The 19,722-nt window shown below is 67.3% G+C and carries 22 protein-coding genes; 5 read left to right on the top strand and 17 right to left on the bottom strand.

Features of this window, described 5'->3' with window-relative positions; translation table 11 throughout:
- Window positions 1-111: 111 nt before the first annotated feature.
- The 3 genes from Q9Q95_RS11760 to Q9Q95_RS11750 are packed head-to-tail and all read right to left on the bottom strand — an operon-like array spanning window position 112 to window position 4,055.
- Entirely contained in the window at window positions 112-909 is a 798-nt protein-coding gene (locus tag Q9Q95_RS11760; protein WP_306097201.1) for a ferritin-like domain-containing protein, read from the bottom strand.
- Window positions 906-1,367, bottom strand: coding sequence for a peroxiredoxin (locus Q9Q95_RS11755; RefSeq protein WP_306097199.1), 462 nt, complete (start codon window positions 1,365-1,367; stop codon window positions 906-908). The genes Q9Q95_RS11760 and Q9Q95_RS11755 overlap by 4 nt, the downstream gene beginning before the upstream one ends.
- Before the next feature lie 12 nt (window positions 1,368-1,379).
- Entirely contained in the window at window positions 1,380-4,055 is a 2,676-nt protein-coding gene (locus Q9Q95_RS11750; RefSeq protein WP_306097197.1) for a bifunctional [glutamine synthetase] adenylyltransferase/[glutamine synthetase]-adenylyl-L-tyrosine phosphorylase, read from the bottom strand.
- On the opposite strand from Q9Q95_RS11750, the gene Q9Q95_RS11745 reads away from it, so the two are divergent.
- A complete protein-coding gene (locus tag Q9Q95_RS11745) occupies window positions 4,054-4,329 on the top strand; it encodes a hypothetical protein (protein ID WP_306097196.1) in 276 nt (91 codons plus the stop codon). The two genes, Q9Q95_RS11750 and Q9Q95_RS11745, sit on opposite strands and share 2 nt — an antisense overlap.
- Window positions 4,330-4,353: 24 nt before the next feature.
- Here Q9Q95_RS11745 and Q9Q95_RS11740 read toward each other — a convergent pair whose 3' ends face one another.
- From Q9Q95_RS11740 to Q9Q95_RS11730, 3 genes are all read right to left on the bottom strand, one after another.
- Window positions 4,354-5,004 carry a sigma-70 family RNA polymerase sigma factor gene (locus tag Q9Q95_RS11740; protein ID WP_306097194.1) on the bottom strand — a complete coding sequence of 217 codons (651 nt, stop codon included), beginning with the start codon at window positions 5,002-5,004 and terminating at the stop codon, window positions 4,354-4,356.
- A 98-nt stretch (window positions 5,005-5,102) separates the two neighbouring features.
- Entirely contained in the window at window positions 5,103-5,240 is a 138-nt protein-coding gene (locus Q9Q95_RS11735; RefSeq protein ID WP_306097191.1) for a hypothetical protein, read from the bottom strand.
- A gap of 62 nt (window positions 5,241-5,302) precedes the next feature.
- Window positions 5,303-6,106, bottom strand: a complete 804-nt coding sequence (locus Q9Q95_RS11730) for a response regulator (protein WP_306097188.1) — start codon at window positions 6,104-6,106, stop codon at window positions 5,303-5,305.
- Window positions 6,107-6,408: 302 nt separating this feature from the next.
- On the opposite strand from Q9Q95_RS11730, the gene Q9Q95_RS11725 reads away from it, so the two are divergent.
- The 3 genes from Q9Q95_RS11725 to Q9Q95_RS11715 all read left to right on the top strand — a co-directional run bounded on the left by Q9Q95_RS11725 (window position 6,409) and on the right by Q9Q95_RS11715 (window position 8,609).
- Window positions 6,409-6,576 carry a NepR family anti-sigma factor gene (locus Q9Q95_RS11725; RefSeq protein ID WP_306097186.1) on the top strand — a complete coding sequence of 56 codons (168 nt, stop codon included), beginning with the start codon at window positions 6,409-6,411 and terminating at the stop codon, window positions 6,574-6,576.
- A 9-nt stretch (window positions 6,577-6,585) separates the two neighbouring features.
- On the top strand, window positions 6,586-8,154 hold the full coding sequence (locus Q9Q95_RS11720; RefSeq protein WP_306097184.1) for a sensor histidine kinase: 1,569 nt from the start codon (window positions 6,586-6,588) through the stop codon (window positions 8,152-8,154).
- Between the two features lie 320 nt (window positions 8,155-8,474).
- Entirely contained in the window at window positions 8,475-8,609 is a 135-nt protein-coding gene (locus Q9Q95_RS11715) for an entericidin A/B family lipoprotein (RefSeq protein WP_306097181.1), read from the top strand.
- A gap of 54 nt (window positions 8,610-8,663) precedes the next feature.
- Here Q9Q95_RS11715 and tatC read toward each other — a convergent pair whose 3' ends face one another.
- From tatC to Q9Q95_RS11665, 10 genes are all read right to left on the bottom strand, one after another.
- On the bottom strand, window positions 8,664-9,428 hold the full coding sequence (gene tatC, locus Q9Q95_RS11710; RefSeq protein ID WP_306097180.1) for a twin-arginine translocase subunit TatC: 765 nt from the start codon (window positions 9,426-9,428) through the stop codon (window positions 8,664-8,666).
- Window positions 9,425-9,844 (bottom strand): Sec-independent protein translocase protein TatB, encoded by a 420-nt coding sequence (gene tatB / locus Q9Q95_RS11705; RefSeq protein ID WP_306097178.1) that lies wholly within the window; start codon window positions 9,842-9,844, stop codon window positions 9,425-9,427. The genes tatC and tatB overlap by 4 nt, the downstream gene beginning before the upstream one ends.
- Window positions 9,845-9,905: 61 nt before the next feature.
- On the bottom strand, window positions 9,906-10,148 hold the full coding sequence (locus Q9Q95_RS11700; protein WP_306097176.1) for a twin-arginine translocase TatA/TatE family subunit: 243 nt from the start codon (window positions 10,146-10,148) through the stop codon (window positions 9,906-9,908).
- 92 nt (window positions 10,149-10,240) lie between these two features.
- Window positions 10,241-10,831 carry an SMC-Scp complex subunit ScpB gene (gene scpB / locus Q9Q95_RS11695; protein WP_306097174.1) on the bottom strand — a complete coding sequence of 197 codons (591 nt, stop codon included), beginning with the start codon at window positions 10,829-10,831 and terminating at the stop codon, window positions 10,241-10,243.
- Window positions 10,828-11,562, bottom strand: coding sequence for a ScpA family protein (locus Q9Q95_RS11690; RefSeq protein WP_306097172.1), 735 nt, complete (start codon window positions 11,560-11,562; stop codon window positions 10,828-10,830). Before Q9Q95_RS11690 ends, scpB begins: the two co-directional genes overlap by 4 nt.
- Window positions 11,563-11,734: 172 nt before the next feature.
- Entirely contained in the window at window positions 11,735-12,742 is a 1,008-nt protein-coding gene (nagZ, locus tag Q9Q95_RS11685) for a beta-N-acetylhexosaminidase (protein WP_306097170.1), read from the bottom strand.
- Window positions 12,743-12,876: 134 nt separating this feature from the next.
- On the bottom strand, window positions 12,877-13,599 hold the full coding sequence (locus Q9Q95_RS11680; RefSeq protein ID WP_306097169.1) for an SPOR domain-containing protein: 723 nt from the start codon (window positions 13,597-13,599) through the stop codon (window positions 12,877-12,879).
- 1 nt (window position 13,600) lies between these two features.
- A complete protein-coding gene (argS, locus tag Q9Q95_RS11675) occupies window positions 13,601-15,325 on the bottom strand; it encodes an arginine--tRNA ligase (protein ID WP_306097167.1) in 1,725 nt (574 codons plus the stop codon).
- A 54-nt stretch (window positions 15,326-15,379) separates the two neighbouring features.
- Entirely contained in the window at window positions 15,380-16,531 is a 1,152-nt protein-coding gene (locus tag Q9Q95_RS11670) for a DUF1501 domain-containing protein (RefSeq protein WP_306097165.1), read from the bottom strand.
- A 3-nt stretch (window positions 16,532-16,534) separates the two neighbouring features.
- The gene (locus Q9Q95_RS11665; protein ID WP_306097164.1) at window positions 16,535-18,013 is read right to left on the bottom strand and encodes a DUF1800 family protein; all 1,479 of its coding nucleotides are present in this window, start codon (window positions 18,011-18,013) and stop codon (window positions 16,535-16,537) included.
- 218 nt (window positions 18,014-18,231) lie between these two features.
- Between Q9Q95_RS11665 and Q9Q95_RS11660 the strand changes: the two genes are divergently transcribed.
- The gene (locus Q9Q95_RS11660; RefSeq protein ID WP_306097162.1) at window positions 18,232-18,510 is read left to right on the top strand and encodes a hypothetical protein; all 279 of its coding nucleotides are present in this window, start codon (window positions 18,232-18,234) and stop codon (window positions 18,508-18,510) included.
- A 42-nt stretch (window positions 18,511-18,552) separates the two neighbouring features.
- Here the strand turns inward: Q9Q95_RS11660 and Q9Q95_RS11655 are convergent, their stop codons facing one another.
- Window positions 18,553-19,719, bottom strand: coding sequence for a deoxyguanosinetriphosphate triphosphohydrolase (locus Q9Q95_RS11655; protein ID WP_306097161.1), 1,167 nt, complete (start codon window positions 19,717-19,719; stop codon window positions 18,553-18,555).
- Window positions 19,720-19,722 lie beyond the last annotated feature (3 nt).

Here is a 19,722-nt window from a genome sequence, read left to right as displayed (position 1 = left end):
AATTCAAGGCAAGCACGCACCGATGCGACCCGGTGATCGGCTTACAAAAATATCAATGTCCATGGAGCAGCCCCTCCGCCTTCTGGACGTGCCGGGGTTTGGCCTGAGAAATCAGGGAACCGCAAGGGCTTGATAGTAGCCGCGCGTCAGACCGGCTGAGTCGCGCGCCGAGTCGTTGAATGGAGGTTTAATCAGTCCCCGGAAATAGGTGCGGACAAGCTGCTGCCACGTGGCTTCAGGGTTAATATTTTGTTGCGCGCAGCCTGATTCGAACCAGCGCGTTCCGGCCCGGACATGCGCTATTTCGTCGGTCAGGATCCGGGTCAGGATCTTCGCCGTCGCAGCGTCTCCCACCGCGAGGAATTTCTCGATCGTCGAAGGGGTTATGTCGAGCCCGCGCGCTTCGAGCACCATCGGGACCACTGCCATTCGGGCCAGCGGATCATGCGCCGTCGCCGCTGCCGCGTCCCACAGCCCGTCATGCGCCGGCAGAGCGCCGTAATGGCTTCCGAGCTGCTTCAGCCGCCGGTCGAGCAAGGCGAAATGCATCGCCTCGTCGGCGCCGACCCGCATCCAGTCGTCGGCGAAGCCGCGCGGAAATCGGCCGCCGAACCGCCCCAACGCATCGAAGGCGAGGTCGATCGCCGCGAACTCGATATGCGCCAGCGCGTGGATCAGCGCGACGCGGCCGCGCTCCGATCCGCCCTTGCCGCGCTTGGGCATCCGGTTGGGCGGGAGCAATTCGGGCCGGTCGGGACGCGCCGGGCGATCGGGCATCGTCACGTCGAAACGATGGTCGAGCCGGCCCAGCCGCCAGTCGCGCGCCGCCGCCCGCGCCGCCTTGATCTTGGCGGGCGGGTCGGCTGCGTCGAGCACCGCCCGCGCTGCCTCGGCGACGCTGCGGGTCACCTGTCGAGCATCTCCTTAGCCGCAGCGAGCACCGCCTCGACATGCCCCGGCACGCGCACCTTGCGCCACGCGCGGACCAATTTGCCGTCCGGCCCGAACAGGAAGGTCGAGCGGTCCACGCCCATGTAGCGCCGCCCGTAGAGCTGCTTCTCGATCCACACCCCGAACGCTTCCATCGCCGTCCCGTCATCGGTCGCCAACGGCACGGTAAGCTCGTATTTTTCCGAGAATTTCCGATGCTTTGCAGCATTGTCCTTCGACACGCCGAGAACATCCACGCCGAGCGCCGCAAAGTCCGTCAGTCGCGCCGAAAAGTCCTGCGCCTCGCGGGTGCAGCCCGCGGTATCGTCCTTCGGATAGAAATAGAGCACCAGCGGCCGCTTGCGCCCCGCGAGCGCGATCGGGCCGTCCTTCCCCTCCAGCATCACTGCGGGCAGTGCATCCCCGGGTTCGATCATCCCTCGTCTCCGTCAGCCGCCGGCGCGGATTTCCGCCCAGCAATCGCGCACCTCCTGCCGGGTCCGTTCGAGCGAGGCAACCACCTCGTCCCAGGCACCCAGCCCGACTGCACGCGCGATCAATGCCTGCGTCGTCTCTCCCGGCGGCTGCGCATCGGGGGCGACCAGCCGCAGCGTCACCAACAACCGCGATTGCAGGTCATAGGCGCCCAGCATCGTCTCGGGCAGCAGCCCCTCCCCGACCAGCAGCCCGATCGCCTTGCGCAGTTGCGGCGCGAACGCGGTGCGGTGCCGCAGCTGGCGCACGTGCACCGCGAATTCGAGATCGACCAGCCCGCCCGGCAGCAATTTGGCGTCGAGCGGCCCCGCCGGCGGCTTGTGCGCCGCCATCTCGTCGCGCATCTTCGCCGCGTCGGCGAGCACGTCGCGCTCGGGCCGTGCACCGCGCAGCACATCGTCGACGATCGCCTGAACCGCCGCGCGCGCCGCCTCCGATCCGAACACCGGCCGCGCCCGCGTGAGCGCCATATGCTCCCATGTCCACGCGTCCTCGCGCTGATAGCGGGCGAACGCGTCGAGCGAGACCGATAGCGGCCCCTGGGCCCCTGAAGGCCGCAGCCGCGTATCGACATCGTAGAGCGGCCCCGCCGCGGTGGCGACCGACAGGGCCGCCGTAACGCGCTGCGCCAGCCGGTTATAATAGATCACGGCGCCCAAGGGTTTCGGGCCGTCGGATTCGGCGGCATAGTCGCCGGTGAACAGATAGACGAGGTCGAGATCGGAAGCATGGGTGAGCGCCTGGCCGCCCATCCGCCCGAGCGCGAGGATCGCCAATTCGCTTTCCGGCACCCGCCCATGCGCGCGCACGAATTCCTCGACCGTCGCCGCCGCCAGCACCTCGATCGCCGCCTCGGCGATCCGCGCATAGCCGTGCGACACGTCGAGCGGATCGCTCGCTCCCGCGACGATCTGCGCGCCGAGGGCAAAGCGTTTCTCGCCGACCAGCCGGCGGACATGCTCGAGCTGCCACTGGTAATCGGCGCCCCGCTCGCGCGCCGCCATCTCGGCAACCAGTTCCGGAATATCGGCGACCGGCTCGAGCGCACTCGCATCGATCAAGCCGTCGAGCAGTTCGGCGCGCCGCCCCAATTGCTCGGCCAGTGTCGGCGCATGGCACAGGATCGCGCTCAGCAGCCGGGCCAGCCCCGGCTGGGCCTCGAGCAACCGGAAGAAGTTGATCGCGCTGGGCAGCCGGGAGAGCATCGCATCGAAGCGCGTGATCGCGTGCGTGCTGTCGGGCGCCTGCGCGAAGGCCTCGATCAGCCCCGGCAGCAGCGCCTCCAGCGCCTCGCGCGCTTGCGGCGAACGCAGCGACGGATAGCCCCCGCCCCGCCACCCTTCGACGATCCGCAGCGCGCCCGCCGGATTGTCGAATCCTGCCGCGCCCAGTCGCGACTGGAGCGTCTCCGGATCGGCAGGCAGCCGCGCTTCGTCCTCGCCGGCGAGCGCGTCGTACACCGTGCCCACGCGGGCGACATGGGGCCGCAGCCGCTCGATCAGCGCCGCCCCATTCTCCATGCCGTGCAGCGCGGCGACATTGTCGAGCGCTTCCTGCCCCGGCGGCAAGGTGTGCGTCTGGAGATCGTCGACCATCTGCAGCCGGTGTTCGACGGTACGAAACTCGACATAGGCCGCAGTCAGCGCCGCGGCGTCGTCGGCATCGATCCTTCCGTCGGCGGCGAGCGCGGCCAATGCGTCGCGCGTCGCCGGCACCCGCAACGCGGAATCGCGTCCACCGTGAATCAGCTGATGAATCTGCGCGAAGAATTCGATCTCGCGAATGCCGCCGCGACCCCGCTTCAGATCATAGCCGGGGGCGAAAGCCTGCGCCTGCGCATAATGGTCGCGGATCCGGCGCGAGATGTCGCGGATCTCGCGGATCGTTCCGTAATCGACCGCGCGCCGCCACACGAACGGCCGGATCGCCTCGAGGAACTGCCCGCCGAGCCCGAGATCCCCCGCACTGGCGCGCGCCCGGATGAATGCCGCGCGCTCCCAGGGGAGCGCCTGCGATTCGTAATACGAGATCGCCGCCTCGACCGGCAGTGCGATCGGGGTCGCCTCGGGCGAGGGCCGCAGCCGCAGATCCACCCGCATCACATAGCCATCGCCATCGCGCGCCTGGAGCAATTCGACCACCCGCCGGCCGATCCGCACCGCGGCATCCACCGGCTCCTCGCGCGGTTTGCGCGGCAAGGTTTCGGGATCGAAGATCAGGATCGGGTCGATGTCGGACGAATAATTGAGTTCGCGGCTGCCAAGCTTGCCCAAGGCGATCGCGGAAAATCCCAGCGGTTCGGCGTCGGGCGTGCGCTCGCGGATGGCGGTGCGGATCGCGCGATCGAGCGCATCGTCGGCAAAGTCGCTGAGCAGGTTGGTGACCCGGGTCAGATCGAACCGACCCGACAAATCGCCGAGCGCGACCAGCAGCGCCAGCCGCCGCCGCTCGATCCGCAAGCGCTGCGACTCGGGCATTTCGCCATGGATCAGACGCGCGGCTTTCAGCGGGTCGTCCAGCGCCTGCTCCAGATCGTCGAGCAGTTGCGACTCGCGCCCGAGCAGCATCGCGAGGAACGGCGCATGGGCGCGTGCAAGATCAACGGCGCTCTGCAAGTCCCCGCAAATCATGCGGAAACCCCTTGTCGATACGCGCCGGGAACAACACATTTACAATTGTCAAGCAACAAATGTGAAGTCAGGACGTTTTTGTATCGTGACCCGCCCGTCATCCTTCTCCGCCCCCGAGGCCCAATTGCGCGCTTATCGCGTCGAGCGCCCTCGCGCCAGCGACGCGATAGCAGTTTCGCTGCGCGATGCGTTCGAACGCGAATCCGGAATTCCCGAAGACATGGTCATGCTGCTTCGCAGCCTGAACCGGCTCGAGGTGCCGGCCACACACTGAGGCCGCGGATCGACGGCCCGCAGCTCAGCGGTCGCGACTGAGATCGTCGACTTCGGCCATGATCGTGTCGAGCGCGCTCTTGCCGCCCGGATTGGGCAGGCTCTCGCGCCGCGACGGCAATTGGCCCTCGGTGAGCAAATTCTCGAGCGCGACGCGGCCGCGGGCGACGCGGCTCTTGATCGTGCCGACCGCGACGTTGCAGATCTCGGCGGCTTCCTCATAGGCGAAGCCGCCGGCGCCGACGAGGATCAGCGCCTCGCGCTGGGGTTGCGGCAAGTGCAGCAGCGCGCGCTGCATGTCGTTCAGTTCGACGTGACGATCCTGGCTCGCCGGCGCGGCGAGCAGCCGGTCGGCGACCAGATCGTCCCATTCGCCCTTGAAGCGCGCGCGACGCATCTGGGAAAGATAGAGGTTGCGCAGGATGATGAAGGTCCATGCCCGCATGTTGGTGCCGGCCTGGAAGCGCTGGCGCGCCGCCCATGCCTTGAGCAGCGTCTCCTGCACCAGATCGTCGGCGAGGTCGCGGCTGCCCGAAAGCGAGCGGCCGAACGCGCGGAGATGGGGGATCACCGTCGCGAGCTGCTTCTTGAACTCGGGATCGGATAGCGCAACGTGCTCACGCGGCGGCTCGGCTGCCGCGTCCTCGCGATCGTCGTGCAGTTCGGACTCAGTCATTCGATCCCGTTCACTTGCGCGTGCCATGATGCGGCGCTGATTGGAGATAGGCGCCGCAGGCGCGATTGCCAGCATTTTTGGAACTGCCCGTGAAGGGTTCAGGACCAGAGGATGACAGCGAAGGCAATGACTACCAGCACCAGGCCGAAGCCCAGTACATAGCGAGTCATATGCGGCGTTGTACCGGCGCGGGCCCGGTCGGTGGAGACATGGATGGGTTCTTCATTCTCAGCCATGCCCCCTAAACCCGCCAAAACCGTTTTGGGTCCGTATCGTGTGGAACCCGGGACGGAATTTTTCAGGCCGCGGCGGGCACCGTCGCCTGATCGAAGAACAATGCCTGGCTGATCGTCGTCTTCACCGTCTCGCGCTGGAACGGCTTGGTGATCAGGAAGGTCGGCTCGGGCCGCTCGCCGGTCAGCAGCCGCTCGGGGAAGGCGGTGATGAAGATCACCGGCACGCTGAACTCGGCGAGGATGTCCTTCACCGCATCGATGCCCGAGCTGTCGTCGGCGAGCTGGATGTCGGCGAGCACGAGGCCCGGACGATCCTCCATCGCCAGCGCGACCGCTTCGTCGCGCGTGACGGCCACGCCGGTCACTTCATGACCGAGGTCGCGAACGATCTGCTCGAGATCCATCGCGATAAGCGGCTCGTCCTCGATGATCATCACGCGGGTGCGGGTCTGACGCTCGATCTCGGCGACGGCCTCGGCGACGAGGGTCGAGACCTGCGCGGGATCCTCCTCGATCAGATAGCCCGCATCCTCGATGCTGAAGCCTTCGACCGTGGTGAGCAACAGCGCCTGACGCGACAGCGGCGTAAGGCGGGCGAGCCGCTTGCGCGCGATCGATTCTGCTTCGTTGGAATTATCCTCGATGAAGTCCTCTTCCTCGAGATGGGTCGACTGCCAGATTGCCTGGAAGGTCCGGTAGAGGCCGAGCCGCGGATCGACTTCGCGGGGAAACTGGTCGGGCGCGGCGACGATCGCCTCGAGCGCGGCACGTACGTAACGGTCACCTTCGGCCTGGCTGCCGGTGAGCGCGCGCGCATAGCGCCGAAGCAGAGGAAGGTGCGGCGCGAGTTGCTGTCCAAGCGACATAAGGGAATTCTACTCCTTCGAGTGCGCGGGGTGGCTTTCTCGCTCCCCGACGCCTGCATTGCAATCGTTTCTGCTGTCCAAAGGAGCCCCTCCCCGGATTTCGCATCGCCTGTGGAACAATCGACGCGCTATTTGGTTTCATCGCCCAAGCCACGTGATGTGCAAGGCATCACGGGCGCGCCGGCGCACCCTTCACGGGAACGCTTGCGCTCTGGCGTCATGACGTTAATCGGACCTCAGGTGCCGATGCGTATTCACAGTCCGGGTCCCGGACAAAACTCGGGTCCTCACGGGGGGAATTGGTGCGTTCCGCAAAGGATGAAAAAAAAAGGCCGCCAAAGCCAAAAGGCGGGACGGAGAGCAACAAACCCAGCCGCAGCGTGGGTGATGCTTTGCGCCAGGCCTATGACGAGGCCGTTCGTGAAACCGTGCCCGATGATCTGCTCGACCTGCTGAAGAAGCTCGACTAGCCAGAGACTATGAGCAGTACGGATCTGGAGCCGCGTGCCACGGGTATCGCGGCGGCGCTGGCGCGCATGCCGACGGGCGCCAAGGTTTTCCTGATCCTCGTCGGCGCGCTGCTTCCGCTCGCGCTGATCGCCTTGTTCACCACCATCCAGACCACCCGGACCGCCGACACCGAAGCGCGTGCGCGACTGCACGCGGTCGCCGACGAGAGTTCGGGCGCGGTCGAGAACATACTCACCAACGAGGCGAGCCAGATGCGCCAGGCGCTCGCCGCGCTCGAGCGCGACCCGCGCGATGCAGCCAGTTGCATCCGCCTCGCCGGCAGCTTCGCCGCGCAAGGCGGCACGCGCTTCGCCATCGCCGACGCGCACGGCCGCGTGTTGTGCGGTCAGCGCTTCACGATTCCGGCGGCGGCGGCACTTCGCCCGGGCGAGACGCGCGCGTCCTTGCTCGCCGACGGGCTCGCCGTGCGCATCGCCGGCAACGCGGGCATGACGGCAGCGGCCTGGTATCCGGTGTCGGTATTGTCGGCACTCGCGCGCCCCAGCGGCTTCGTCCCGGATTATGGCGCGGCCCTGATCCGCGAAGGCGAGCGCTTGTCGCTGCGCGATCTCGGCGCAGGCGGGCCGCTCGGACGCCGCGAGACGGCGCGCAGTGATCTCTCGCTCGACGGCCTCGCGCTCGAGATGGTCATGCCCGGCGCGCCGATCACCTCGCCGCTGATCATCACCACCGTCCTGCTCGTGTTGATGTGGATCGCCGCGGCGGCGATCGGCTGGTTCGTCGTCGACATTCTGCTGATCCGCCCCCTGCGCCGGCTGCGCACCAGCGTCGGCCGCTATCAGCCCGGCGAAGTGCTCGACATGAAGCGCTTCGGCGCGATCCCCGCACTGGAGATTCGCGAGCTGGGCCAGACCTTCCAGCAGATCACCCGGACGGTGCGGCTCCACGAAGCCGACCTCGCCGACGGGCTGGTGCGCCAGACCAGGCTCACCCGCGAGGTGCACCACCGCGTCAAGAACAACCTCCAGGTCATCTCCAGCCTGATCAACTTCCATGCCCGCGGCGCGAAGAGTGCCGAGGCGACCGAGGCCTATGCCTCGATCCAGCGGCGCGTCGACGCGCTCGCGGTGGTCCATCGGCATCATTATGCCGAGCTCGAGGAGAATCGCGGGCTCGATCTGCGCTCGATCATCGGCGAGCTCGCCGCCAATATCCGCGCCACCGCTCCCGAGCGCGCCGCGGGTCTCGGGATCACGCTCGAGATCGAGCCGCTGCTGGTCAATCAGGACGTCGCGATCGCCGTCGCTTTCCTGATCACCGAACTCGTCGAGCTCGCGGTGAACAACCATTCGACCGCGCAAGTCCGCATTTCGATCAAGGGCGCCGACGAACCCGATCGCGCGATCCTCCGCGTCATTTCGCCCGCGCTGGTCGAAAGCGCCGAGCTCGAGGCATTGCTCGACAGCCGCTACGGCCGCGTCATCCTCGGCCTCGCGCGCCAGCTGCGCACCCGGCTGCATCACGATCCGCTGGTCGGCGCCTATGAGGCCTCGATCTCGATCACCGGGCGTCCCTGATTTTTTGACCCGATTTCTGGCCTGACTTCCGGCCTGATTTTCCGGCCCGAACTTTTTTCAAAAAAAAATGTGAGGGGCCGGGAACCCGCCCCCGCAATGCACGTTCTGCTATTCGGATAGTGACCTTTTGCCCCCCCCGCTCTCGCTATCCAAGACATGGGCCCGGAAGCGTCAACCCTCCCCCCCCCCGGTGACGCTTCCGGGCCTAACACTTTCCCCCGACATCGAAATTTCCGATCCGCCCATGGCCCTTCGTGCCTGATGCGGAACGATTTGACGCGTCCGGGCATTTCTTCCCCGCCACAAGCTGGAGAGTTTCAATGCGCAAGATCTTGACCTGTGCCGCCCTCGCCGGTGCGATTCTGGTTTCGGCCTGCAACACGGTCGAAGGCGTCGGCCGCGACGTTTCGTCCGCGGGCGACACCGTCGCCAAGACGGCGGACGACGCCAAATAAGCCGTTCCCTTCGGCGTCAACGAAGCCCCTCCCCGCGCGGAGGGGCTTTTCGTATCAGGCGACCGGCTCGCTCTCGGCTGCTCGCTCGCGCCGCCGCCGGGTGAACCAGATCGCCACCAGAGCGAGGAAATAGAGCGCGACGAGCGGGATCGCGAGCAACAGCTGCGACCCGACATCGGGCGGCGTGAGCACCGCCGAGATCGCAAACGCGCCTACCACCGCATAGCGCCACGCGCCCTTGAGCTGCTCGAAGGTGACGATTCCCGCATGCTCGAGCAGCATCAGCAGCACCGGCATGAGGAACGACAGTCCGAAGCCGAAGATGAACTGCATCACGAACTTCAGATACTCGTTCACTTCGGGCAGCGCCTGCTGGGTCACGCCGGCGAGTTCGCCCTGGAAGCCGAGCAGGAATTTGAGCGCCACCGGAATTGCGATGAAATAAGCCATGCTCGCGCCGGCGAGGAACAGCACCGGGGTGGCGAGCAGGAAGGGCAACAGGGCGCGCTTTTCCTTGCGGTACAGCCCGGGCGCGACGAATTGCCACAATTGGTTGGCGATCACCGGAAAGGCGATCATCAGCGCGGCGAAGAAAGCCACCTTGAGCTCGACGATGAATCCGCCGGTCACCGCGGTGTTGATGATCGTCACCTGTCCCGCAGCCTTGAGCGGCGCCACGAGGACCCCGAGGATCGGACGCGCAAAATAGAGGCAGCCGCCGAACGCCACCACCAATGCGGCGAGCGACCAGAGAAGGCGGCGCCTGAGCTCGATGAGATGGTCGAGCAAGGGCGCCTGGGTGTCGTCGATCTCGTTCACGATTGCGGCTCGTCCGGGGCTGCGGCCTTGGGCTTGCGGGTGCGCTTCGGCTTGGGCGCGGGGTCTTCCGGCGGCTCGGAGAAAAGCGCCGGCTGCTCGACCATCACCGGATCGGCATCGACCGGGTCGGCGTCGGCAGGGGCGAAATGCTCGGGCTGCGGCGCGGGAAGCGCGGGCGTCGGCGGATGCTCGCGCATGATCCGCTCATTCTCCGCCGCCCATTGCTTCTCCATCTCGGCCAGCTCGGATTCGCGCACCATCGCGTCGAAGCCCGAGCGGAACTGGCGCGCCACGCCCCGCGCCTTGCCGACCCATTTGCCGACGAAGCGCATCGCCTTGGGCAAGTCCTTGGGTCCGATCACCAGCAGCGCCACCACGGCCACAAGCAGCAACTCGGTCGGCGCTACGTCTAACATTCGGCACTGCCTCGGGCGCGCCTCGCGAGGCGCGGATCAAACATGGATGGATGCGAAAAGCTCAGCGCTCTTCGCGGGTGCGCTCGGCTTCGGTCTGGAAGCTCGCGTCCGGCGTCGGCGCGGGTTTGCCTTCGATCCGCGTCGGCGGAACCGGCTTTTCCTCGTCGTCCTCGGCCATGCCCTTCTTGAACTGCTTGATGCCCTTGGCGACGTCTCCCATCATGTTGGAGAAACGGCTGCCGCCGAACAAAAGAATCACCAGCACACCGACGATCAGCCAGTGCATCAGGCTCATGCTACCCATGGGAACTCTCCTCGTATCGGGGGTCTATCTAGGCGCGGCGCGCGCCGGGAGCAACGGCTAGCACAGCCGCCGTGCGAATCGGTCCGCGAGCCCTATTCGGCTTCGGTGACAGTTTCGCTCGCTTCGTCCTCGAATGCCGCCTCGAAGGCGAGGTCGACCGGGTCGAGCAGCCCCGCCGCCTTGAGATCCTCGATCCCCGGCAGGTCGCGCCGGCTGGCGAGCCCGAACTGGCTGAGAAACCCCGCGGTCGTCGCGTAGGTGAGCGGGCGCCCCGGCACTTCGCGCCGCCCCGCGGGCCGCACCCAGCCCGCCTCCATCAGCACGTCGATCGTGCCCTTGGAGATCTGCACCCCGCGAATCGCCTCGATCTCGGCGCGCGTGACCGGCTCGTGATAGGCGATGATCGCCAGCGTCTCGATCCCCGCGCGGCTGAGCTTGCGTGCCTCCTCGCGATCACGCCGCAGCAGATGCGCGAGGTCGGCGGCAGTCTGGAAGTGCCAGCGCTCGCCGCGGCGGACCAGTTCGATCCCTCGCCCCGCGTACAGCGCCTCCAGTCCCGCCAGCGCCCCGCGCACGTCCGCCTCCGCGCCGATATGCGCCTTGATCTCGTCGACCGTCATCGGCTGCTCGGACGCGAACAGCACCGCTTCGACGGCACGGCCGAGATCGTCCTGCGGAATCATGCGCTCGCCTTGAGATAGAGCGGCGCGAATGCCGATTTCTGGCGCAGCTCGAGCCGCCCCTGCCGCGCCAGCTCGAGCGCGGCGACGAACGAAGAGGCCAGCGCCGATTTGCGATAGGTGCCGCTGGCGCCTTCGGGGAGAAAGGTCTCGATCGTGCTCCACTCGATTCGCGCGCCGATCAGCGCCGAGACCCGCTCGATCGCCTCTTCGAGCGTCATCACGTCGCGCTGCGCGACGACGTGCATCACCGGCCGGGTCCGCGCGCTGATCCGGCCATAGGCCGCGATCAGATCGTAGATCTCGGCCTCGTACCGCCCTTTGCGCACCACGCGCAGCCCCTCCGGGCTGCCGCGCAGGAATACGTCGCGGCCCAGCCGGTCGCGCGCCACCAGCCGCGCGCCGGCCTCGCGCATCGCATTCAATCGTTCGAGCCGCAGTTGCAGGCGCAGCGCCAGTTCCTCGGGACTCGGCGTCTCCTCCGGGTTGCGCGGCAGCAGCAGCGCGGATTTGAGATAGGCCAGCCACGCCGCCATCACGAGATAGTCCGCCGCGAGCTCAAGCCGCAACGCGCGCGCCTGATTGACGAAGGCCAGATACTGCTCGACCAGCTCGAGGATCGAGATCTGCCGCAAATCGACCTTCTGGTTGCGCGCGAGCGCGAGCAACAGGTCGAGCGGGCCTTCCCAGCCCTCGATATCGATCTTGAGGGTGTCGTCTGCGGCGTCGCTCATCGCGGCGAGTTAAGCAGAGGCGACCGCGGCTGTCATTCCCCAACCATGACGAACCCAAACCGTCACCCCGTCCTCGTGCCGGGGTCCACGCATCCGCGGCGGAAAAGCTAGTGCCTCGAGGGCAGCCAGCGCCGCACGGTGGACCCCGGCACGAGGCCGGGGTGACGAAAGGCTAGACCAGCGCCAGCAACGCATCCCTTTTGGCGATCAGCGCATCGAAATCGCCCGTCTCGCTCGTGCCCGCAATCGTCGCCATCGCCCGTTCCAGCCGCGCGACGCATTCCGGCGTGGCGTCGCCGATCAGACCGGCAATCTCGACCATCTCGTCCATCCGCGCCCAGCAATCGAGCACCACGTCGCACCCGGCGGCGAGCGCTCGCGACGCCTTCTCACCCGCGGTGCCCGACAGCGCCTTCATGTCGATGTCATCGGTCATCAACAGCCCGTCGAAGCCGATCCGCCCGCGAATGATCTCCGAAATCACCTCGGACGAAAGAGTCGCGGGCAGCTCGGGGTCCCACGCCTCGAACACGACATGACAGGTCATCCCCATCGGCGCATCGGCGAGCCGCGTGAACGGCTCGAGATCGCTCTCGAGCGCCGCCGCATCCACCTTGACGTGCGGCAAATCGTAATGACTGTCGACCAGCGCCCGGCCATGCCCCGGCACGTGCTTGACCACGCCGACCACGCCGCCCCGGCGCATCCCCTCGAGCATCGCCTGCCCGAGCGCGGCGACCCGCATCGGGTCGCCGCCGAACGCACGATCGCCGATCGCCGGAGTCACATCGGCCTGACGCACGTCGAGCAACGGCGCGCAATTCACGTTCACCCCGACTTCGGCGAGCATCATCGCCAGCGCCTGTCCGTTCGCGCGCGCCGCCTCGATCGCCGAGATCGGCGCGACGTCGTACAGCGCATCGAATGCCGCGCCCGCCGGGAAGGCCGGCCATTCGGGCGGCACCATCCGCGCCACGCGCCCGCCTTCCTGATCGATCAGGATCGGCAGGTCGGCGCGGCCCGAGAGTGCGCGCAGGCTGTCGGTCAGCGCCTTCATCTGCGCGACGGTGCCGCAATTGCGCCTGAACAGGATGTAGCCGAGCGGATCGGCCGCTTTGAAAAAGGCGCGCTCGTCGGAGGTCAGTTCATGGCCCGAGACGCCGAAGATTACCGGTTTCATGCACGCCCCTTAGCCAATCCCATGGGAAAGGGGAAAGACGATATCCCCGTTCGCCCTGAGCCTGTCGAAGGGCGATAGCCACGCGGAGACCGGCCTTCGACAAGCTCAGGCCGAACGGATCTTCCGCCCCGCCGTCAATTCGCGATGAAGCAATTCTCGCCCGCGACCTTAAGCCGTCCGCACAGCTCGCGCGCCTGCGGGTTGCTGCCGGCGTTCACCCGCAACCGCCAGACGATGCGGCCATTGGCCTCACCGCGCTCGACCGATTTGCCGAGTGGTGCGAGATAGCCGAACCGCTTCGACAGCCGCGCCCAGGCGACATTGGCGCCGGCCTCGTCCGGAAACGCGCCGAGCTGGATCAGCGAACCCGAGCCCGGCCGCGCCGTCGCGGGCCGCGCGCCCGCCGCCGGCGCATTCTCGCCGGTCGTGCTGGCGCTTGGGATCGCAAGCTTGACGTTCTTGGTGCCCGGCGCCGTGCTCCCCGCCGCCGCAGCGCGGGTGCCCTGTACCGGCGTCTCGGCAATCGCGCCGACATTGATGCTCGAATTGCTCGCCGCGCCCTGGCTGGTCGCGAACACCGTGTCGCCCTCGCCTTCGGCCTTCATCCCGCCGGGCTCGTCGGGCTTGACCTTGTAGTCGCCGGCCGGGGCCTTGATCAGCTCGCCATTGCCGGTGCCCACCGTCTGCTGGCGCTGATACCAGAGATAGCCGACCGCGACGAACCCGACCACGGCAAGCGCCAGCACCGCCAGCAGCATGAAGCGCGCGGCCGAATGGTCCCGCGGATAATCTTCCTCGGCGGTTTCCAGCCAGGGAAGTCGATCCTGCTCGTCATATTCGCCCGTACGCAGGTTCATTCTAGTGCATCTCCTGCACGGCCTCGACACCCATGAGACCTAGACCATTACGGATAATCTGTCCCACGCCGCGCGCCAAGAACAGCCGCGCGCAGGTCAGCCCAGGCTGATCGGCGAGCAGGAAGCGACGTTCGGGCCGGTCGTTTCCGACATTCCACAAAGCATGGAGAGCGGCCGACAAGTCATAGAGATAAAAGGCAATTCTATGCGGCTCGCGCGCCAGCGCGGCACCCTCGACCACCCGCGGAAACTGCGCCGCGAGCTTCACCAGCGCCAGCTCTTCCGTATCAAGCAGGGACAGATCGGCGCTGGCGCACGAAATCCCCGCCTCCCCCGCCTTGCGGTGGAGCGAGGCGATCCGGGCATGGGCGTAATTCACATAGAAGACCGGATTGTCCTTCGAAGCCTCGACCACCTTGGCGAAATCGAAGTCCATCTGGGCATCGGCCTTGCGAGTCAGCATGGTGAAGCGCACCACATCCTTGCCGACTTCGTTCACGACGTCAGCAAGCGTGACGAAGTTGCCGGAACGCTTGGACATTTTCACCGGCTCGCCGGCGCGGAGCAGCCGCACCATCTGCACCAGCTTGACGTCGAACCGGGTCTTGCCCCCGGTCAGCGCCTGCACCGCGGCGACGATCCGCTTGACCGTGCCGGCATGATCGGCGCCCCAGATGTCGATCAATTGGTCGGCCGCCTGCGCCTTCTGGAAATGGTAAGCGAGGTCGGCGCCGAAATAGGTCCATTGCCCGTTCGATTTCTTGATCGGCCGGTCCTGATCGTCACCGAACTGCGTCGAGCGGAACAAAGGCAGCTCGACCGGCTCCCAATCCTCGGGAGTCTCGCCCTTGGGCGCCTCGAGCACGCCATCATAGACGAGGTCGCGCTCGCGCAGCCACGCCTCGGCGGCCTCGGGCTTGCCCGCCGCCTGCAATTCGGCCTCGGACGAGAACAGGTCGTGATGGATGCCGAGCAAGGCGAGATCGGCCTTGATCATCACCAGCATCGACGCCACCGCTTCCTTGCGGAACAATGCGAGCCACGCGTCCTCTGGCTGGCCGACGAACTTGTCGCCATATTCGGCGGCGAGCTTCTCGCCGACCGGCTTCAGATACTCGCCCGGATAAAGACCCTCGGGGATCTCGATCGTCTCGCCCAGCGCCTCGCGGTACCGCAGGTGCGCCGAGCGGGCGAGCACGTCGACCTGCCCGCCCGCATCGTTGACATAATATTCGCGCACCACCTTGTGCCCGGCGAATTCGAGCAGGCTGGCGAGCGCATCGCCGACCACCGCGCCGCGGCAATGCCCCATGTGCATCGGGCCGGTCGGATTGGCCGAGACATATTCGACATTGACCGTCGCGCCCGCACCGATCGTCGAACGGCCATAATCCCCCTCGGCCGCGAGGATCGCGTCGAGCTCGCCACGCCAGGTGTCGTCGGTCAGCGTCAGGTTGATGAATCCCGGCCCCGCCACCGACACTGCCGAGACTCCGTCCAGCTTCTCCAGTTCACCGGCGATCTTCTCCGCGAGCGCGCGCGGATTGGTCCCCGCCGGCTTGGCGAGCACCATCGCCGCGTTGGTCGCGAGATCGCCGTGGCTGGCGTCGCGCGGCGGCTCGACCGTGACCGCGCGGCGCTCCAGTCCGGCAGGCAGGCCGCCTGCGGCGACGAGCGCGTCGAGAGCGGAATCAAGGTGCGCGGCAAAACGGACGTAGAGAGTCATTGCGGTTCCAACAGTGAACGAGAGCCGGCGCCTTAGCCGAATGCCTCTCTCCCGTCATCCCCGCACCAGATCCTTCATGATGCCGGCGCTTTTCATGTCGGGGAACAACTTCTGCGCCGCCCGCACGGGCAAGAGATCGAAGTGCGCGGCGACGGCGCTGTTGAGCAGCCCATCCAGTCCCGTCGTCGGGCGAAGATCGCGCCCGTCATGCAAGGCGGCATCCGAGAGCCCCGGCCAGTCCGCCATTACCCGACCGCCATTCACCGCCCCGCCCATCAGCATCGCCAGCGCTCCGGTGCCGTGATCGGTCCCCTGCGTGCCGTTGACCTTCACCGTCCGGCCGAACTCGGTGGCGACCACCACCAGCGTATCCGCCCAGAGCGGACCCAGCCCCGTGCGGATCGCGCCGACCATCGCGTCGAGCCCCTTGAGCTGCCCGGCGAGCCGCCCGCGCTGCTGGGCGTGGGTGTCCCAGCCGCCGGTCTCGATCATCGCGATTCGCGCGCCACCCTCGGCCGCGAGCAATTTGGCGGCGAGCGCGCCGGTCGCGGCGGCGTTGCGGCCATTGTCGGCGGCGAGATCGCTGGTCAGCGTCCGCGTCGCGATCGCCTGTTCCCAGATTGCATGAAGCTGCGCATCCTCGCGATACATCGCCGAGACCCGTGCAAGCAGATCGTCCGATGCATCGGGCAGCGCCGAGGGCGCGTAGCTCGCCACCTCGGCCGGACCGCGCAGCGCCATCGGGATCGTCGCGGCGAGCGCGATCGCCCGGTCTTCGGTCGGGAGCAGCGACAGCAACCGGTTGAGCCAACCGTCCTTGAGCGCATAGGCGCTGCTGCCGCCGGTCTCGAGCACGTTCTGCCCGTCGAAATGCGAGCGCTCGCGATAGGGCGAGGCCACCGCGTGAACGAACAGCGCCTGCTTCGCCTGATACAGCCCGTGCAGATTGGCCATCGCCGGATGCAGCGCGAACGTGGAATCCAGCTTCGGCGCCGCCGCGAAATCCTGCGCCAGCACCCCGCGCTGCCCGGCAAAGGCCGGATCGCCCAGCGGGGCGAGCGTCCCGAGCCCGTCAGCGGCGCCGCGCTGGATGATGAAGACGAACCGGCGCTGGGTGGCGGCCTTGGCGAGCACCATCGGCGCGCCGAACCCGGATGCGAAAACCGCGGAAGCGCCCAGCGCGACGAAGTTGCGACGCGTGATCATCTTCTATCTCCGCATGAATTCGGGCGCGACCAGCATCAGCGCCACCCCCTGTGCCGGGCTCTCCGCGCGCGCAATCGACTGCGCGCTGCTCTGGCTTAGCGCATCGGGAAGCAGTTCGGCGGCGCGCGTCCGCGCATCCACGGTGTCGCGCGTCCGCTGCGCCAGTCGCTCTGCCGCCTCGACGCGGCGCATCACGGCATCGGGCCCGGTCCAGTTCGCGGCGACATCGTCCCATCCGGCCGGCGAACCCGGCCGCCACACCGGCTGGCCGAGCTGGGTCATCAGCCCGTTCATCGCCATCGGCGGCAGCTGCTGCGCGCCCAGCCCCCGAAGTGCCGAGATCGTCCACTCCCATGGCGATTTGAACTTGACCGGCTGCGCCACCCAGCATTCGGGTGCCTCGATCAGCACGCGGTAGACGCTGGGCAGATCGCCGCCCGAGCGCAGAAACGCAGCTTCGAGCCGCCCGACCAGCGCCGGCGGCGGCGCGTCGCCGGCGAAGTGCCGCGCGAGCTTGGTGGCGACATGGCGTGCCGTCGCCGGGTGCGCGGCGAGCAAGTCGAGCACCGCCGCCGCCTGCGCCTCGCCTTGCTGCGCCCAGCTCTTGCCGAGGATCGTCCGCGCCCCCGGCTCGTGCAGCCGCGGCGCGAAGACGAAACTGCCTGCTTTCCCCTCGCCGCCGGCAAGCCCCCTGCCCCGCCCGAGTCCGGCAACCGTCCAGCCGGTCATCGCCCTGGCGAATTCGGTGACGTCGGCCTGGCTATAGCCGGTGCGCACCCCCAGAGTGTGCAGTTCCAATATCTCGCGCGCGAGATTCTCGTTGAGCCCGGCCTTTCGTCCGCGCCGGCTGGACGCCTGTCCGAGCGCGCTGTTCGGCCCCACCGACTGGGCCTGATCGAGATAGACCAGCATCGCCGGATGGCGCTCGACCGCGTGGAGCATGTCGCCGAACCTGCCGAGCACGTGCGGGCGCACCGCTTCGAACTCGAGGCTCCCGGCCAGCCCGACCATTGTCAATTTGTCGGCCGAAACCGCGAAGTGATTGGCCCAGAAATGCACCAGCCGCTCGACGAACGGCGCCGGCGCGTCGAGCGCGACCAGTGTCCGTGCCGAGACTGCGCGCGCATAATGATCGCGGCCCTGCTGCCGGGCGAGGCGGCGCGCCTCCGCAACCGGATCGGCCTTGTCCCGCGGCTCGGGCACGACCGGCATCGCCGAGCCGCGCATCGCCGGTTCGGCCTCCATTTCGGGCTGCGGCACGGCATCCCGACGCTTCTCGCGGCGGAGCACCCGCACTTCGCGCAGATATTCGGTCAGTTCGCGCGCGATGCGGCTGCCGGGCGCCAGCGCGGCGATCGGCTGCGGCCGCGCTTCGTACGAATCGAATTGCGCGAGCAGCCAGCCCGCCGGATCGCTGCCGGGTGCGTCGCCCGGTCGTGCGCCGAGACCAAAGCGGTTGAGCGCGATGCTTGCTCTGGCCATGCCTCACCTTCTCGTTGCCGCTCTGATGATAGGCGCGACTTGTCGCAGAAGTTTGTCACGCGCTCGGCTCGTCGCGATTGATGCACGGATTGCAATCACTGCCGACGCGCTTTGCGATTGTCCATTTTGTTGCGGCGCAGCATTCTCCGTTTCGAGAACAGAACAAACTGCCACAGGATGCCGGTCTGGCTCTTTCGAGTTTTGAAGGAGACAAGATCGTGACTCGTTTTCTGATCGCGGCTGCTGCCGCCACCGTTGCTTTCGCCACCCCCGCTTTCGCCGGAGAGCGCGTGTTCACCCATGAGGGCGTGACCTATGCCTATACCGCGACGCCGACCGCCGACGCGCTCGTCCTCGAGGGCAAGGCCTCGAAGGGCGGCAAGTTCCGCTTCGTCGTCAAGGGCGATTGGGTGAGCGGCTATGCCGGCGGTGCCCGCGTCTCGTTCCGCGCGCCGAAGCGCGAGGACGCCAACGCGATCCTCCTCGCGCAGCGCTGAGCTTCCCAGGGGGTCTCGCCATCGCAAGGCCCCCTTTTCGCGTCAGAAGCCCTCGGGCAACGCGATCGGCCCGACGACCTCGCGGTAGCGCGCGATCGCATAGCGGTCGGTCATTCCGGCGATGAAGTCGGCGATGTGCCGGCTCCGCCACGGCTCCTCCTCCGGTAGTGCCTCGCGCCATTCGGCCGGCATCCGCGTCGGGTCCCCGGCATAGGCCGCGAACAATCCCGCCACCACGCCATGCGCCGCCTCGGCCGCCGCGAGTTGGCTGGGATGGTGATAGAGATTGGCGTACATGAAGCGCTTGAGCCCGCGCTCGGCCTCGCGCATCCCCTCCGAAAAGCTGGCGAGGCAGCGACCCGCAGCGCGGACATCCTCCACGGTCTCGATCCCGCTCCCGGCCAGCCGCGCCTGCGTCGCCACGATCAGATCGTTGACCATCTCGCCGATCTGCGAACGGACCAGCTCGCCGACCAGCCGCTTCGCCGGCACGCCCGGGAACCTGCCCTCGACCCGCCGCCACCCGTCGGCGATCATCGGCACTTCCATCAGTTGGTCGAGGCTGAGCAGCCCGGCGCGCAACCCGTCGTCGATGTCGTGATTGTCATAGGCGATGTCGTCGGCGAGCGCGGCGACCTGCGCCTCGAGCGAAGGCCAGCGATCGAGTTCGAGATCGAACTGCGCGTCGGCGGCGGCGAGCGCCCATTCCGGGCGCGCGATCGGCCCATTATGCTTGGCGAGCCCTTCGAGCGTCTCCCAGGTGAGATTGAGTCCGTTCCAGATCGGATAGGGGCGATCGAGTTCGATCAGCGTGCGCAGCGTGTGCCCATTGTGATCGAACCCGCCCTGCCCGGTCAGCGCCGCCTCTAGCGCATCCTCGCCGGCATGGCCGAAGGGCGGATGACCGATATCATGCGCGAGGCACAATGCCTCGGTCAGATCCTCGTTGAGCCCGAGCACGCGCGCGATCGTCCGGCCGATCTGCGCGACCTCGAGGCTGTGGGTGAGCCGCACGCGGAAATGATCCCCATCGGGCGCCATGAATACCTGCGTCTTGTGCCGCAGCCGCCGGAAGCTGATCGAATGGATGATCCGGTCGCGGTCGCGCTGAAACGCGTCGCGCGGCCCGCGGACAATCCCGCTTTTTTCCTTGTGGAGGCGCCCGCGGCTCCGATCCGGCGTGCAGGCCCAGGAGGAAATTGCTCTCACGTC

This window comes from Sphingomonas sp. DG1-23 (assembly GCF_030730875.1).
In the GTDB taxonomy this organism is placed as follows: domain Bacteria; phylum Pseudomonadota; class Alphaproteobacteria; order Sphingomonadales; family Sphingomonadaceae; genus Sphingomonas.
The sequence above is the reverse complement of the archived record's forward strand: the minus strand, read 5'-3'. Positions and strand labels throughout refer to the sequence as shown.